The organism is Streptomyces sp. NPDC016851 (genome assembly GCF_055562795.1).
Genome location: NZ_JBVHEP010000006.1, coordinates 1 through 13,616 on the forward strand (window position 1 = coordinate 1; position 13,616 = coordinate 13,616).

Sequence of the window (13,616 nt, forward strand, 5' to 3'; positions counted from 1 at the left end):
ATGTGCCGGGCGGCGACCTTGTCACCCAGGTCGCGGATGGCCTGCGGGGGCGGGCCGATCCAGATCAGGCCCGCGTCCAGGACCGCCTGCGCGAACTCCGCGTTCTCGGAGAGGAACCCGTAGCCGGGGTGGATCGCGTCCGCGCCCGACTCTCGGGCGGCCTTCAGCACCTTCTCGATGTCGAGGTAGCTGGTGCCCGGCGTGTCACCGCCCAGGGCGAACGCCTCATCCGCGGCGCGGACATGCAGAGCGTCCCGGTCCGGGTCGGCGTAGACAGCAACGCTCGCGATGCCGGCATCCCGGCAGGCCCGGGCCACACGGACAGCGATTTCGCCACGGTTGGCGATGAGCACCTTGCGCACGATGAGGCTCCCTCCTTGAAACAAGCCGAGTTTAGGGACTGCCGACACGGCACTTCGACCCGTCCCCAGTGGTGAGCTTGCCCACACGGAGCGTGATGCGAGGCTCGCTCGACCCGCGAAATCCCTTGTCGCACCGCGGTACGCAGTACTCCTCCGGGAAACCCTAGCCCTCCCCTGTGGTCAAGGTCTCTGTCATCACGTGCTGCGGGCCACTCGGTTTCTTTGTGGAGTCCCTACGAATGGCCCAATGATTCTTTGCCCGCCGCAGAACCCTTGTCCCAGGGTTTACTCGTTAGTAGCGTTCGCGATGTCTCGAACGTACTAGGGGTAAGTGGGTGGGCCCGGTGGTGCGCAGGCCGGTGGCGTGGATCGTTGCGGTGGTGCTGTTCGGTGAGGCGATCGGCATCGCCGCGCTGAACTGGTTCCTCGGCGTCGTCGTCGACCGGCAGGACATGTCCCTGGCCGGGCTCGACCCGCACATGATGTCCGTGTCGTCGAAGATCGGCGGGATCGCCTTCGGCCTCTACTTCGCGCTGTGCGGCCTGGTCGCCCTGCTGGTGGCGCTGCGGGACCGGCCCCCGGCGGGCTTCGGGCGGGTGCTGATGATCAGTGCCGCGGTCGTGCACGGGCTGCTCGGCGCGTTCACCTGGGGGCTCGTGGGCTGGCCCGCGTTCCTGTTCATGGTGCTGGTGCTCGGCCTGATCGTGCTGCTGCTGATGACGTACGACCGTCCGGCGGCCGAGCCCGCCGGCGCCGCGCCCCAGGACGGGACGGGCGGCGACGGATCCCCGGTCACTTCCCCGCCGGCTCCCACAACTCCGTGATGCCGACGCCCAGTTCGGCGAGCAGTCGCCGGACGAGGGGCAGGCTGATGCCGATCACGTTGCCGTGGTCGCCGTCGATGCCGTCGATGAACGGGGCCGAGCGGCCGTCCAGCGTGAACGCCCCGGCGACGTAGAGGGGTTCGCCGGAGGCGACGTAGGCGGCGATCTCCTCGTCGGTGGGCTCGCCGAAGTGGACGACGGTGGACGCCGTGGCGGAGGCGTAGCGGCCGGAGAGCGTGTCGTAGACGCAGTGGCCGGTCTGCAGGGTGCCGGCGCGTCCGCGCATCGCCTTCCAGCGGGCGGTGGCCTCCTCGGCGTCCTCGGGCTTGCCGAGGGCCTGGCCGTCCAGGTCGAGCACCGAGTCGCAGCCGATGACGATCGCGCCCTTGGCCTCCGGCCGGGCCGCCACGACGGAGGCCTTCGCCTCGGCCAGGGCGAGCGCCAGCTCGGCGGGGGTGGGTGCGGTGACGGCGTCCTCGTCGACGCCGCTCACGATCACCTCGGGGGCGAGACCGGCCTGGCGGAGCAGCCCGAGCCGGGCGGGGGACTGGGAGGCGAGGACGAGTCGGCGGCGCGGCTGATCTGTCATGCGTTCAGCGTATCGGCGTCACCTGTCGCGACTCACCTCACGCCGATCACGATCATCGCCAGCACCATGGCCAACGCCATGAGAACGCCCAGCCGCCGAAGCATGTCCTGCGTGTCCCGCAGCTCTTTCGGCGGTTCGTTCTCGGGGTCGGACCACAGCATGCCTTCCATGGTCGGACGGGGGCGGGGGCGGCGCCTGAGTACGAGTACTCAAGTTGTCCGGCCCCCACCCCTAGGGGGTGTCCGCGAAGTCCCGTTGTCTGCCCGGAGGGCGTGCCGGGCGTCGCGCGGCAGGCGGGACTTTGCGGACACGCCCTAAGGGGTCAGCCCGGCCAGTACGTGCGGCCCCAGGCCGCCGGCCCCGGCTGGGGCAGGCGGTGGGCCGCGATGCGGGACGGGTCGGACCAGGAGTCGCGGGTGGCCGGCGCGCCGGGCGGCGTTGCTGCCGCCGCCGCGGCGCGGGCCCTGACCACCGCCAGGGCGGCGGCCAGCTCCTCGGGGGTCGGGTTGCCCCGTACGACCTTGATCGTCATGTGGGCCTCCTGGGCTCGCCGGTCTAGAGGGGGATGTTGCCGTGCTTCTTCGGAGGCAGGGATTCCCGCTTCGTCCGCAGTTGACGCAGACCCCGTACGACGTGCCGGCGGGTCTCGGACGGCATGATCACCGCGTCGACGTAGCCGCGCTCGGCCGCGACGTAGGGGTTGAGGAGGGCGTCCTCGTACTCCTGGATCAGCCGGGCGCGGACCGCCTCCAGGTCCTCGCCGCCCGCCTCGGCCTCGGCGATCGTGCGGCGGTGCAGGATGTTGACCGCGCCCTGGGCGCCCATGACGGCGATCTGGGCGGTGGGCCAGGCGAGGTTGAGATCGGCACCCAGGTGCTTGGAGCCCATGACGTCGTAGGCACCGCCGAAGGCCTTGCGCGTGATGACCGTGATGAGCGGAACGGTCGCCTCGGCGTAGGCGTAGATCAGCTTGGCGCCGCGCCGGATGATGCCGTCGTGCTCCTGGCCGACGCCGGGCAGGAAGCCGGGGACGTCGACGAAGGTGATGACCGGGACGTTGAAGGCGTCGCAGGTCCGCACGAAGCGGGCCGCCTTCTCGCTGGCCTTGATGTCCAGGCACCCGGCGAGCTGCGTCGGCTGGTTGGCGATGATGCCGACCGGATGACCCTCGACGCGGCCGAAGCCGGTGACGATGTTCGGCGCGTACAGCGGCTGCGTCTCGAAGAACTCGGCGTCGTCCAGGATGTGCTCGATCACCGCGTGCATGTCGTACGGCTGGTTCGCGCTGTCCGGGACGATCACGTCCAGCTCGCGGTCCTCGTCGGTGACCTCGAGGTCGGCCTCCTCCGGGAAGGCCGGCGGCTCGGAGAGGTTGTTGGACGGCAGGTACGACAGCAGCTGCTTGATGTACTCGATGGCGTCCTTCTCGTCGCCCGCCATGTGGTGGGCGACGCCGGACGTCGAGTTGTGGGTCCTGGCTCCGCCCAGCTCCTCGAAGCCGACGTCCTCGCCGGTGACGGTCTTGATGACGTCGGGTCCGGTGATGAACATGTGCGAGGTCTGGTCGACCATGACCGTGAAGTCGGTGATGGCGGGGGAGTAGACGGCCCCGCCCGCGCACGGGCCGACGACCAGGCTGATCTGCGGGATGACGCCCGACGCGTGGGTGTTGCGGCGGAAGATCTCGCCGTAGGCACCGAGGGAGGCGACGCCCTCCTGGATCCGGGCGCCGCCGGAGTCGTTGATGCCGATGACCGGGCAGCCGGTCTTCAGGGCGAAGTCCATGACCTTGACGATCTTCTGCCCGTAGACCTCGCCGAGGGCCCCGCCGAAGACGGTGAAGTCCTGGGAGAACACGGCGACGGGGCGGCCGTCGACGGTGCCGTATCCGGTGACGACCCCGTCCCCGTACGGCCGGTTCTTGTCGAGGCCGAAGTTGGTGGAGCGGTGCCGGGCGAACTCGTCGAGCTCGACGAAGGAACCCTCGTCGAGCAGGAGCTCGATCCGCTCACGGGCCGTCAGCTTGCCCTTGGCGTGCTGCTTCTCGACGGCGCGTGCGGAGCCGGCGTGCGTCGCTTCCTCGATGCGGCGCTGGAGATCCGCGAGCTTGCCCGCGGTCGTGTGAATGTCGGGCTGCTGCAACTCTTCCGGCTCGGACATCGGGATGTGGCTCCCTGCCTGCTCAAAAGGGGGGACGGTTACTCATCCGTAGACTAGTGGGGTGCCTCCGCATCGGCAGTGCGGCGTTTACCACACCTAGGGTGGCTTGCATGACGCCGCGAGATGCATCAGAGCCGAACGGAAGCCGTTGGTCCGACCTGGACCGTCCGCCCCTCAACATCACCGCCCTGCGCCGGGGCTTGGTGCACGAGGGAGGGCTGTGGTCCGAGGTGGACGTCGTGCAGCGCACCGGCTCCACGAACTCCGACCTGGTGGCCCGGGCCGCCGAGGGCAGCGCCGCCGAGGGCGCGGTGCTCGTCGCCGAGGAGCAGACGGCCGGGCGCGGGCGTCTCGACCGGCAGTGGACGGCGCCGCCCCGCTCCGGCCTGTTCTTCTCCGTGCTGCTCACGCCGGGCGAGGTGCCCGTGGAGCGGTGGGGGTGGCTGCCGCTGCTCACGGGGGTCGCGGTGGCGACGGGGCTGTCGCGGGCGGCGGGTGTCGACACGGCGCTGAAGTGGCCGAACGACCTGCTGGTCACCGTGCGGGGCGAGGAGCGCAAGGCCGGGGGGATCCTGGCCGAGCGGGCCGGTGACGGCGGGGTCGTCATCGGCGTCGGCATCAACGTCACGCTGAAGGAGGACGAGCTGCCGGTGCCCACGGCGGGGTCGCTTGAGCTGGCCGGGGCCGTGAGCACGGACCGGGATCCCTTGCTGCGGGGGGTGCTGCGGGCTCTGGAGGAGTGGTACGGGAAGTGGCGTGCGGCCGGGGGCGACGCGGGTGCGTGCGGGTTGCTGGAGGCGTACGCGGCGGGGTGCGCGACGCTCGGCCGGGAAGTGCGGGCGGAGTTGCCGGGAGATCGTTCCGTGGTGGGGGAAGCGGTTGCGGTGGACGGGGACGGGCGGCTGGTGCTGGCTACGGGGGAGGGGGTGCAGGAGCCTGTCGGCGCGGGGGACATCGTGCACCTGAGGCCGGCTTGAGGCTGAGGTCGGGGTGGGTCCGCAACCCGGCGGAGCGGGGTGCCGCTGCGCCCACCCGTGCCGCCCCTAGCGGCACGACTGCCCGCAGCTAGGTACCACCCAGCCCGTCCGGCGATTGAGGACGAGGCCGTTCAGGCCGATCGGGGGTCCAGGGGGCGGAGCCCCCTGGGGACGGTGGGGCAACGCCGGGTGCCCGTGCAACGCCGAGCACCTCACCCCCTGGCTCCACCTAACGGAGTGAGCTGGCGCACACCTGCCGTAGAGTTGAGGCCGGTCGATACATGACCGTGACAGATCGGAAGGGCAGCACGCGTGACCGTCGACGACTCGGGTTCCGGCGAGGACGCGCAGGGCGCCGACTCCGGCGAGGATCCGCTCGCCCTGCGCCTCGAAGGGCTCATCCTGGGCGCCGAGCGCCGCTACACCCCGTTCCAGGCGGCCCGCAGCGCCGGCGTCTCCATGGAACTGGCCTCCCGCTTCTGGCGGGCCATGGGCTTCGCCGACATCGGCCAGGCCAAGGCCCTCACGGAGGCGGACGTCCTCGCGCTGCGGCGCCTCGCCGGCCTCGTCGAGGCGGGGCTGCTGAGCGAGGCGATGGCCGTACAAGTGGCCCGGTCCACCGGGCAGACCACCGCGCGGCTCGCCGAATGGCAGATCGACTCCTTCCTGGAAGGGCTGACCGAGCCGCCCGAGCCGGGCATGACGCGCACCGAGGTGACGTACCCGATCGTCGAGCTGCTCCTGCCCGAGCTGGAGGAGTTCCTGGTCTACGTGTGGCGGCGGCAGCTCGCCGCCTCGGCCGGGCGGGTCGTGCAGGCCGCCGACGACGAGGAGATGGTGGACCGGCGGCTCGCGGTCGGCTTCGCCGATCTGGTCGGGTTCACGCGGCTGACCCGCCGGATGGAGGAGGAGGAGCTCGGCGAGCTGGTCGAGGCGTTCGAGACCACCGCCGCAGACCTGGTCGCCGCGAACGGCGGCCGGCTGATCAAGACCCTCGGCGACGAGGTGCTGTACGCCGCCGACGACGCGGGCGTGGCCGCCGAGATCGCCCTGCGGCTGATCGAGACCATGGCGCACGACGAGACGATGCCGGAGCTGCGCGTCGGCATGGCGTTCGGCACGGTGACCACCCGTATGGGTGATGTGTTCGGTACGACCGTGAACCTGGCCTCCCGGCTCACCTCGATAGCTCCGAAGGACGCCGTCCTCGTCGACACCGCCTTCGCCGAGGAGCTGATCCGCACGCAGGACGCCCCGTCCTCGGAGGCGGAGGCGGCCGAGGAGGCCGCGGCTGCGGAGAAGGAGGGCGAGGAGCCGCCGACGTACCGGTTCGCGTTGCAGCCGATGTGGCAGCGGCCGGTGCGTGGGCTGGGCGTCGTGGAGCCGTGGCTGCTCACGCGGCGGGACAACGGCTGACGCGGCCGGCGTGGACGGCCGCGGGGCCGCTCAGTCCAGCGGGTCCACGCACACCCCGATGACCGGCACGCACAGGCCCGGGTCCTGCGGTTTCTTCGGCTTCTCGGGCTCGGGTGCCGGGGCGGGCGTGGTCCGGTCCGGCCGTGAGGGCGGGGTCGGGGCCGGGCGTGGGGCTTCGCCCCTGGCCGTCGGTGCCGGGGGGTTCGTGGTGCCGGGGATGGTCGTGGAGCGGGGAGTCGCGGCCGTGTCCGCGCGGCGGGTGTCGACGGACGTGGACGCGGCCCGAGTGGGCGAGGCGGTGGCCGGGGCGCGCGTGCCCGGGGACGGGGGCAGACCGCCCAGGGCGGTGGGTGACGAGGGGCTCGCCTCGGGGGTGGCGGGAGCGGTGGCGGCGGTGTTCGTCGCCTCGTCCGTGCCCGTCGTGACCGGGTCCGGGCGGGGCTCGGCCTCGACCGTGCCGACGGTGTCCGTGCCGGGGCCGGAGGTCAGGCGTACGAGGCTCAGGGCGCCGGCCGCCAGGGCGAGGCCGCCGGCGGCGAGCAGGGCCTTGCGGGGGCGTGGTTTGCGGTGGCGGCCGCCTCGGGCGCGAGGTGAGAAGGAGTCGGTTTTCCCCGGTGCTCCGGTGTCCCGCTGCGGCATCGCCGGCTTGTTCGTCGTCGTCATGGTCCCTCCCCGGTACGCACGCGCCCCCAGTGCGCCGTGGCGGATGCACGCTATGCGCTGCCATGGGCGATCGGACCGGAGTTGGGGTGATGTCACTCGAACGGGTGGGCGGGATCGTGGTGCGGGAACCGGACGCGTCCGCTCTTTCGCGGGTGGGGTGGGGCTGCGATGATCGGATCGGTCATGTAGTTAACCCGCGTTAACCGGAGGGTGTCATGAGTGAGGAACGGTTCGGGGAGTTCGTGCTGGTGCGGCGGCATGAGCAGGGGCATGTCGCGGAGCTCGTCCTCGACCGGCCCAAGGCCATGAACGCGGTGTCGACTCAGATGGCGCGGTCCATCGCCGGGGCGTGTGCGGCGCTGGGGGAGGACCGGGACGTACGGGTGGTCGTACTGACCTCGTCGCACGAGCGGGCGTTCTGCGTCGGGGCCGATCTGAAGGAGCGGAACTCGTTCAGCGACGCGGAGCTGGTGCGGCAGCGGCCGGTGGCGCGGGGGGCGTACACCGGGGTGCTGGAGCTGCCGGTGCCGACGGTGGCGGCGGTGCACGGGTTCGCGCTGGGGGGCGGGTTCGAGCTGGCGCTGGCGTGTGACGTGATCGTGGCGGACCGGACCGCGGTGGTGGGACTGCCGGAGGTGTCGGTGGGGGTGATTCCCGGCGGTGGGGGGACGCAGTTGCTGCCGCGGCGGGTGGGGGCGGCGCGGGCGGCCGAGCTGATCTTCTCGGCGCGGCGGGTGGAGGCCGTCGAGGCGGGGGAGTTGGGGCTGGTCGATCAGGTGGTGGAGGAGGGGCGGGACCGGGAGGCGGCGCTGGAGCTGGCTGCCCGGATCGCCGGGAACTCGCCTGTGGGCTTGCGGGCGGCGAAGCGGGCGTTGCGGTTGGGGCAGGGGCTGGACCTGCGGGCCGGGCTCGAGGTGGAGGACGCGGCCTGGCGGGCTGTGGCGTTCTCGGGGGATCGGGCGGAAGGGGTCGCCGCGTTCAATGAGAAGCGCAAGCCGGAGTGGCCGGGGGAGTGAGGCCAGGTCGGTTGTCCCGTGCTCGGCGTTGGTGCTGGGGTCGTGGGTGGGTCCGCAGCCCGGCGGAGCGGGGTGCCGCTGCGCCCACCCGTGCCGCCCTGGGGGTACCTCCCAGGCCCTTGAGGCACTGGGGGAGGCACGATTGCCCGCAGCTAGGTCTCCGTTGCCCGCAGCTGGGTCCCCGTTCGCGCCGTCAACCGGACCAAATGGCTGGAAACTGCCTAGCCTGGGGTGATGGGTGAGGACAGACGGCTCGAAGCTGTCGTCGCGTTGGCTCAGGGGATGGCGGCCGCGCACGGGTCGCGTGAGGCGTGGCGTGCGGCGGCGGCCGGAGCGTGCCGGGCGCTGGGCGGGAGCTTTGCCGCGCTGTCGGTGTGGGAGCGGGAGCTCGGGCGGCTGAAGGTCCTCGTGAACGTCGGTGAGCTGGCCGAGGGCGAGGAGGAGTTCCCGGAGGACGAGTCCTACCCCGTGCACCAGTTCGCGGAGATCACCGAGTTCCTGCACGAGCAGTGGGCCGGTGGCGGGGAGCCGGACGCCTGGGTGGAGACCGCCGAGGGGCCCGCCGCCGGGCGGCGTCCCGGGTACTGCCATCAGCGCGTGGCCGCCCTGCGCCGCCGGGGCCGCGGCTGCTGCGTGGTCGCGCCCATCGTGCTGCACGGCCGGGCCTGGGGCGAGCTGTATGTCGCGCGGCCGGTCGGGGAGCCCGTCTTCGGGCGGGGCGACGCCGACTTCGCCACCGTCCTGGCCGCCGTCGTCGCCGCCGGCATCGCCCAGACCGAGCGGCTGGAGGAGGCCCGGCGCCTCGCGTTCACCGACGCGCTGACGGGGCTCGCCAACCGCCGTGCCGTCGACGTACACCTGGAGCAGGCGATCGAGCGGCACCGCAGGGAAGGAGCCGTCGTCAGCCTCGTCGTCTGCGATCTGAACGGGCTCAAGCGGGTCAACGACACCCACGGGCACGCCGCCGGCGACCGGCTCCTGGAGCGTTTCGGCTCGGTGCTGTCGCTGTGCGGGGCCATGCTGCCGGGAGCCCTGGCGGCACGGCTCGGCGGGGACGAGTTCTGTCTGCTCGCGGTCGGGCCGCCCGCCGACCAGGTCGTGAAGGCGGCCGGTGAACTGTGCCGCCGGGCGGCGGAGTTGGAGCTCGGGGACGGCGTGGCCTGCGGGGTGGCGTCCACCGAGGACCCGATCGGTCCGGTGCGCTCGGCCCGGCGGCTGTTCCGGCTCGCCGACGCGGCCCAGTACCGGGCGAAGGCCGAGCGGTCCACGCGGCCGGTCGTCGCCGGCCGGGCCGGGCCCGACGACCCCGTCGTGCGGCTCGCGGACGAGCCGTCCCAGGAGGCCGACGGCGAGCGCCGGCGCTTCCGGGGGCGGCACGCGCCGTAGGGACGGCGGGGGCGTGCGTGTGACGTATCGGTAAGGGGTGAACCGGTGCCCCAGTGGTGACATCATCGAATTCACTGCGTACGCTCCTGAATATGGATATGCACACTGTGGTGGTGGGGACGTCCGGGGTGACCGCGTCCGACGTGCTCGCCGTGGCGCGCGGCGGCGCCCGCGTCCAGCTCTCCGAGGAGGCGCTGGCCGCCCTCGCCGCGGCCCGCGAGATCGTGGACGCGCTGGCGGCCAAGCCCGACCCCGTGTACGGCGTGAGCACCGGTTTCGGCGCCCTGGCGACCCGGCACATCAGCCCGGAGCTGCGCGCACAGCTCCAGCGCAACATCGTCCGCTCGCACGCCGCCGGCATGGGCCCGAGGGTGGAGCGGGACGTCGTACGGGCCCTGATGTTCCTGCGGCTGAAGACCGTCTGCTCCGGGCACACCGGCGTACGGCCCGAGGTCGCGCAGACCATGGCCGACCTCCTCAACGCCGGTATCACCCCGGTCGTGCACGAGTACGGCTCCCTCGGCTGCTCCGGCGACCTCGCCCCGCTGTCCCACTGCGCGCTCGCGCTCATGGGCGAGGGCGACGCCGAGGGCCCCGACGGTGTCGTGCGCCCGGCCGCCGAACTGCTCGCCGCGCACGGCATCCAGCCGGTCGAACTGCGTGAGAAGGAAGGCCTCGCCCTCCTCAACGGCACCGACGGCATGCTCGGCATGCTGGTCATGGCCCTGGCCGACCTGGACATGCTCTACCGGTCCGCCGACGTCACGGCCGCGCTGTCGCTGGAGGCCCTGCTCGGCACCGACAAGGTCCTCGCCCCGGAGCTGCACGCCATCCGGCCGCACCCGGGGCAGGCCGCCAGTGCCGCCAACATGCTGGCCGTGCTGAGGGGTTCGGGCCTGACCGGGCACCACCAGGACGACGCGCCCCGCGTCCAGGACGCCTACTCGGTGCGTTGCGCCCCGCAGGTCGCCGGGGCCGGGCGGGACACCATGGCCCACGCCCGGCTGGTCGCCGACCGCGAGCTGGCCTCCGCGGTGGACAACCCGGTCGTGCTGCCCGACGGGCGCGTGGAGTCCAACGGCAACTTCCATGGCGCGCCGGTCGCCTACGTCCTGGACTTCCTCGCCGTCGCCGTCGCCGACCTCGGTTCCATCGCCGAGCGGCGCACCGACCGGCTGCTCGACAAGAACCGCAGCCACGGCCTGCCGCCGTTCCTCGCCGACGACGCCGGTGTGGACTCGGGCCTGATGATCGCTCAGTACACCCAGGCCGCGCTGGTGAGCGAGCTGAAGCGGCTCGCCGTGCCGGCGTCCGCCGACTCGATCCCCTCCTCCGCCATGCAGGAGGACCACGTCTCGATGGGCTGGTCGGCGGCGCGCAAGCTGCGCACGGCCGTCGACAACCTCACCCGGGTCCTGGCCGTCGAGCTGTACGCCGCCACGCGTGCGATCGAACTGCGCGAGGGGCTGACCCCGGCGCCCGCGACGCGGGCGGTCATCGACGCCCTGCGGGAAGCGGGGGTTCAGGGTCCGGGGCCGGACCGGTTCCTGGCTCCCGACCTGGCCGCGGCGGACGCGTTCGTGCGTGACGGTCGGCTGCTGGCCGCGGTGGAGACGGTCACCGGACCGCTTCAGTAGACGCCCTTGGGTGAAGAGAAGGCCGCTCGGGGGCCCGCTACGCGGCAGGGCCCCGGGCGCGCGGCCTCAGAAGCCGGTCTCAGAAACCGGCCTCAGAAACCCAGCCGTTCCCGGCGGACCGAGTACGCGACGAAGCCCGCGCCCAGCGTGAGGAAGAACGTGCCGCCGATGACGTACGGCGTGCTGTCGAAGCTGCCCGTGTCGGCGAGGCGGGTGCCGGTGACGGAGTCGCCCGCGGTCGTCGCCGCGATCCGCGCCTGCTCTGTGACCTGCGGCGACGGGCTCGCCGCGACCGCGTCTCTCACCGGCGAGTGTGACGTCGCGTTGGCGGACGGGACGAACCACAGGGCGCCCAGCAGGGTCGCCGCGGCGGTGGCGGTCAGCAACGGACGGCGAGCGGATGACACGGAATATCGATCCCCTTGTGGCGCTGGCGAATTGGCCGTGTGGGGCGATGTTAGTGAAAGTCGCGGGTCACGGGAAAGTCACGGGAGGACCTGGACGTACGCTCGCGCCATGAGCACTCCAGAGACATCACGTTTTGTCCGGCTTCGAGTGGAACTCGTTCTCGAGGTTCAGGACGCGGACGGGATCACCAAGGCCGCGCTGCGCCGGATCGCCGACGACGGTGAGATGCCGGCGGCGGAACGGACCCACGGCGAGGCCGCTGTGACGGAAGACACGGCCGAGGCCCTCGCGTACCTCGTCGACCCGTTCGACCTGGTCAGCCAGGTCCCGGGGGTGGAGCTCCAGCAGGCCTCCTGGAGCAGCGAGCGGATCGACTACGACCCCGATGCGCCGAACTGGGATCTCGACGAGGATGATGTCGAAGACGACAGTGACAACTGAGGCACTTGAGAAAATAGTGACCCCGGGCGGCAACCGTCGTCCGGGGTCACTGCGTCTCAAGCGGCGCACCGCCCTGAGCCGCACCGTCCGCGCCTGTGCGCCGAGGACGGGTGCGGACGTGGTGATCCCCACACGTGCGCGACATGGGGAACCGGACGAACCGGTCGTAGCGTTGAAAGTTCCGGACGAGGACTCACGAGTCCTGACCGGGGCACTTGGACTGCGACGGGGACACCCGGGGTTTTGGGGAAATCGGCAACGATGGAGAAGCGTGTGATGACGGTCAGTAAGCGGCGCAAGGGCCTGACGGTCGCGTCCGCACTGCTCGGCGGAGTGCTGATGCTCTCGGCCTGTTCCGGCGGCGATGACAACGCCTCTGGGAGCGACGGCGGAGACAGCTCCCAGTCGAAGGTCGACGAGGCCGCGGCCGAGAAGGCCTCCAAGGCCCAGATCAAGATCACACCTGAGGACGGCTCCGACAACGCCTCCATCAACAACTCCGCAGCCGTCACCGTCAGCAAGGGCACGCTCACGAGCGTCAAGATGACGACGTCCGACGGCGCGGAGGTCAGCGGCCAGATATCCGCCGACAAGACGAGCTGGAAGCCCAGCACGCAGCTGGAGCGCTCCACCACCTACAAGCTGGCGGCTGAGGCGAAGGACTCCGACGGGCGCGTCGCCCACGAGAACGCCTCGTTCACCACGGTCTCCCCGGCCAACAGCTTCATCGGCAACTTCACCCCGGACGACGGCACCACCGTGGGCGTCGGCATGCCGGTCTCGATCAACTTCGACAAGGCGATCACCAACAAGGCCGCCGTCCAGAAGGGCATCAAGGTCAGCACGACCAGCGGCCAGGAGGTCGCCTGCCACTGGTTCAACGCCAACCGCATGGACTGCCGCCCCGAGGACTACTGGAAGGAAGGCTCCACCGTCACGCTGAAGCTCGCGCTCGACGGTGTCGAGGGAGCCAAGGGCGTCTTCGGCGTCCAGCAGAAGACGGTCACCTTCAAGATCGGCCGCAACCAGGTCTCGTACGTCGACGCGAAGACCAAGCAGATGAAGATCACGCAGGACGGCAAGGTCGTCCGGACGATCCCCATCTCCGCCGGCTCGCCGGAGAACAAGACGTACCAGGGCATCATGGTGATGTCCGAGAAGTTCAAGGAGACGCGCATGAACGGCGCGACCGTGGGCTTCACGGACGACGACGGCAAGGGCGAGTACGACATCAAGGACGTGCCGCACGCCATCCGCCTGTCCAGCTCGGGCACGTTCATCCACGGCAACTACTGGGGCGCGAAGTCCATCTTCGGCAGCGTGAACACGAGCCACGGCTGTGTCGGCCTCCAGGACGCCAAGGGCGCGAACGACCCGAACACCCCGGGCGCGTGGTTCTACAACAACTCGATCCTCGGTGACGTGGTGGTCGTCGAGAACACCGGCGACAAGACCGTCGCGCCGGACAACGGCCTCAACGGCTGGAACATGAACTGGGCCGACTGGAAGGCCGGTTCCGCGGTCTGACGGATCGGTAGCCGCACACACAAGGCGAGCCGCCGCCCTGCCCCCGTCCCGGGGCGGGCGGAGGCTCGCCTTTGTGTGCGACCGTGTCAAGGGGAACGCGCGTGCCCAATCGTCCTTCCCTGTAACGGAGTTCCCGCGGCCTTGTAACAGCCTGCCGACGGATCTCTTACCTCCCTCTCATCTATTGAGTGACTGATCACACCTCGGCAT

General features: G+C 71.4%; 15 protein-coding genes. 8 read left to right on the forward strand and 7 right to left on the reverse strand.

Going from position 1 to position 13,616, the window contains the following annotated elements:
* Nucleotides 1-362: biotin carboxylase N-terminal domain-containing protein (locus ACZ3I3_RS11585; protein ID WP_467364293.1), on the reverse strand; the 362-nt coding region annotated here is incomplete at its 3' end.
* Between the two features lie 344 nt (nt 363-706).
* Here ACZ3I3_RS11585 and ACZ3I3_RS11590 point away from each other — a divergent pair.
* The gene (locus ACZ3I3_RS11590; RefSeq protein ID WP_467364541.1) at nt 707-1,186 is read left to right on the forward strand and encodes a hypothetical protein; all 480 of its coding nucleotides are present in this window, start codon (nt 707-709) and stop codon (nt 1,184-1,186) included.
* Here the strand turns inward: ACZ3I3_RS11590 and ACZ3I3_RS11595 are convergent.
* The 4 genes from ACZ3I3_RS11595 to ACZ3I3_RS11610 form a co-directional block, all read right to left on the reverse strand.
* On the reverse strand, nt 1,155-1,775 hold the full coding sequence (locus ACZ3I3_RS11595; protein WP_436731365.1) for a Maf family protein: 621 nt from the start codon (nt 1,773-1,775) through the stop codon (nt 1,155-1,157). The genes ACZ3I3_RS11590 and ACZ3I3_RS11595 overlap by 32 nt on opposite strands.
* Nucleotides 1,776-1,807: 32 nt before the next feature.
* A complete protein-coding gene (gene mmpB, locus ACZ3I3_RS11600; RefSeq protein ID WP_010045609.1) occupies nt 1,808-1,936 on the reverse strand; it encodes a morphogenic membrane protein MmpB in 129 nt (42 codons plus the stop codon).
* A 161-nt stretch (nt 1,937-2,097) separates the two neighbouring features.
* Nucleotides 2,098-2,307 carry an acyl-CoA carboxylase epsilon subunit gene (locus tag ACZ3I3_RS11605; protein ID WP_031132777.1) on the reverse strand — a complete coding sequence of 70 codons (210 nt, stop codon included), beginning with the start codon at nt 2,305-2,307 and terminating at the stop codon, nt 2,098-2,100.
* A 23-nt stretch (nt 2,308-2,330) separates the two neighbouring features.
* Nucleotides 2,331-3,935: an acyl-CoA carboxylase subunit beta gene (locus ACZ3I3_RS11610; RefSeq protein WP_467364294.1), complete on the reverse strand. Its 1,605-nt coding sequence runs from the start codon at nt 3,933-3,935 to the stop codon at nt 2,331-2,333.
* A gap of 110 nt (nt 3,936-4,045) precedes the next feature.
* Between ACZ3I3_RS11610 and ACZ3I3_RS11615 the strand changes: the two genes are divergently transcribed.
* Both ACZ3I3_RS11615 and ACZ3I3_RS11620 read left to right on the forward strand, forming a co-directional pair.
* On the forward strand, nt 4,046-4,912 hold the full coding sequence (locus ACZ3I3_RS11615; protein ID WP_467364295.1) for a biotin--[acetyl-CoA-carboxylase] ligase: 867 nt from the start codon (nt 4,046-4,048) through the stop codon (nt 4,910-4,912).
* A gap of 312 nt (nt 4,913-5,224) precedes the next feature.
* On the forward strand, nt 5,225-6,328 hold the full coding sequence (locus ACZ3I3_RS11620) for an adenylate/guanylate cyclase domain-containing protein (protein WP_467364296.1): 1,104 nt from the start codon (nt 5,225-5,227) through the stop codon (nt 6,326-6,328).
* A gap of 30 nt (nt 6,329-6,358) precedes the next feature.
* Here ACZ3I3_RS11620 and ACZ3I3_RS11625 read toward each other — a convergent pair whose 3' ends face one another.
* Nucleotides 6,359-6,991 (reverse strand): hypothetical protein, encoded by a 633-nt coding sequence (locus tag ACZ3I3_RS11625; RefSeq protein WP_467364297.1) that lies wholly within the window; start codon nt 6,989-6,991, stop codon nt 6,359-6,361.
* 215 nt (nt 6,992-7,206) lie between these two features.
* On the opposite strand from ACZ3I3_RS11625, the gene ACZ3I3_RS11630 reads away from it, so the two are divergent.
* The 3 genes from ACZ3I3_RS11630 (at nt 7,207) to hutH (ending at nt 11,030) form a co-directional block, all read left to right on the forward strand.
* Nucleotides 7,207-8,007 carry an enoyl-CoA hydratase/isomerase family protein gene (locus ACZ3I3_RS11630; RefSeq protein ID WP_467364298.1) on the forward strand — a complete coding sequence of 267 codons (801 nt, stop codon included), beginning with the start codon at nt 7,207-7,209 and terminating at the stop codon, nt 8,005-8,007.
* 234 nt (nt 8,008-8,241) lie between these two features.
* Complete coding sequence (locus tag ACZ3I3_RS11635) at nt 8,242-9,393, forward strand: GGDEF domain-containing protein (RefSeq protein ID WP_467364299.1); 1,152 nt, start codon at nt 8,242-8,244, stop codon at nt 9,391-9,393.
* 98 nt (nt 9,394-9,491) lie between these two features.
* Nucleotides 9,492-11,030 carry a histidine ammonia-lyase gene (gene hutH / locus ACZ3I3_RS11640; RefSeq protein ID WP_467364542.1) on the forward strand — a complete coding sequence of 513 codons (1,539 nt, stop codon included), beginning with the start codon at nt 9,492-9,494 and terminating at the stop codon, nt 11,028-11,030.
* A 92-nt stretch (nt 11,031-11,122) separates the two neighbouring features.
* On the opposite strand, the gene ACZ3I3_RS11645 is transcribed toward hutH, so the two are convergent.
* On the reverse strand, nt 11,123-11,437 hold the full coding sequence (locus ACZ3I3_RS11645) for a hypothetical protein (protein WP_467364300.1): 315 nt from the start codon (nt 11,435-11,437) through the stop codon (nt 11,123-11,125).
* A gap of 109 nt (nt 11,438-11,546) precedes the next feature.
* On the opposite strand from ACZ3I3_RS11645, the gene ACZ3I3_RS11650 reads away from it, so the two are divergent.
* Together ACZ3I3_RS11650 and ACZ3I3_RS11655 are read left to right on the forward strand one after the other, a co-directional pair.
* Complete coding sequence (locus tag ACZ3I3_RS11650; RefSeq protein ID WP_467364301.1) at nt 11,547-11,879, forward strand: hypothetical protein; 333 nt, start codon at nt 11,547-11,549, stop codon at nt 11,877-11,879.
* Between the two features lie 261 nt (nt 11,880-12,140).
* Nucleotides 12,141-13,406, forward strand: a complete 1,266-nt coding sequence (locus ACZ3I3_RS11655) for a L,D-transpeptidase (RefSeq protein ID WP_467364302.1) — start codon at nt 12,141-12,143, stop codon at nt 13,404-13,406.
* Nucleotides 13,407-13,616 lie beyond the last annotated feature (210 nt).

Bases quoted from the DNA above. Each gene is read 5' to 3' on its own strand.
- ACZ3I3_RS11595 (WP_436731365.1), bottom strand. From the start codon at position 1,775: ATGACAGATCAGCCGCGCCGCCGACTCGTCCTCGCCTCCCAGTCCCCC.
- mmpB (WP_010045609.1), bottom strand. From the start codon at position 1,936: ATGCTGTGGTCCGACCCCGAGAACGAACCGCCGAAAGAGCTGCGGGAC.
- ACZ3I3_RS11605 (WP_031132777.1), bottom strand. From the start codon at position 2,307: ATGACGATCAAGGTCGTACGGGGCAACCCGACCCCCGAGGAGCTGGCC.
- ACZ3I3_RS11610 (WP_467364294.1), bottom strand. From the start codon at position 3,935: ATGTCCGAGCCGGAAGAGTTGCAGCAGCCCGACATTCACACGACCGCG.
- ACZ3I3_RS11615 (WP_467364295.1), top strand. From the start codon at position 4,046: ATGACGCCGCGAGATGCATCAGAGCCGAACGGAAGCCGTTGGTCCGAC.
- ACZ3I3_RS11625 (WP_467364297.1), bottom strand. From the start codon at position 6,991: ATGACGACGACGAACAAGCCGGCGATGCCGCAGCGGGACACCGGAGCA.
- ACZ3I3_RS11630 (WP_467364298.1), top strand. From the start codon at position 7,207: ATGAGTGAGGAACGGTTCGGGGAGTTCGTGCTGGTGCGGCGGCATGAG.
- ACZ3I3_RS11635 (WP_467364299.1), top strand. From the start codon at position 8,242: ATGGGTGAGGACAGACGGCTCGAAGCTGTCGTCGCGTTGGCTCAGGGG.
- hutH (WP_467364542.1), top strand. From the start codon at position 9,492: ATGCACACTGTGGTGGTGGGGACGTCCGGGGTGACCGCGTCCGACGTG.
- ACZ3I3_RS11650 (WP_467364301.1), top strand. From the start codon at position 11,547: ATGAGCACTCCAGAGACATCACGTTTTGTCCGGCTTCGAGTGGAACTC.
- ACZ3I3_RS11655 (WP_467364302.1), top strand. From the start codon at position 12,141: ATGGAGAAGCGTGTGATGACGGTCAGTAAGCGGCGCAAGGGCCTGACG.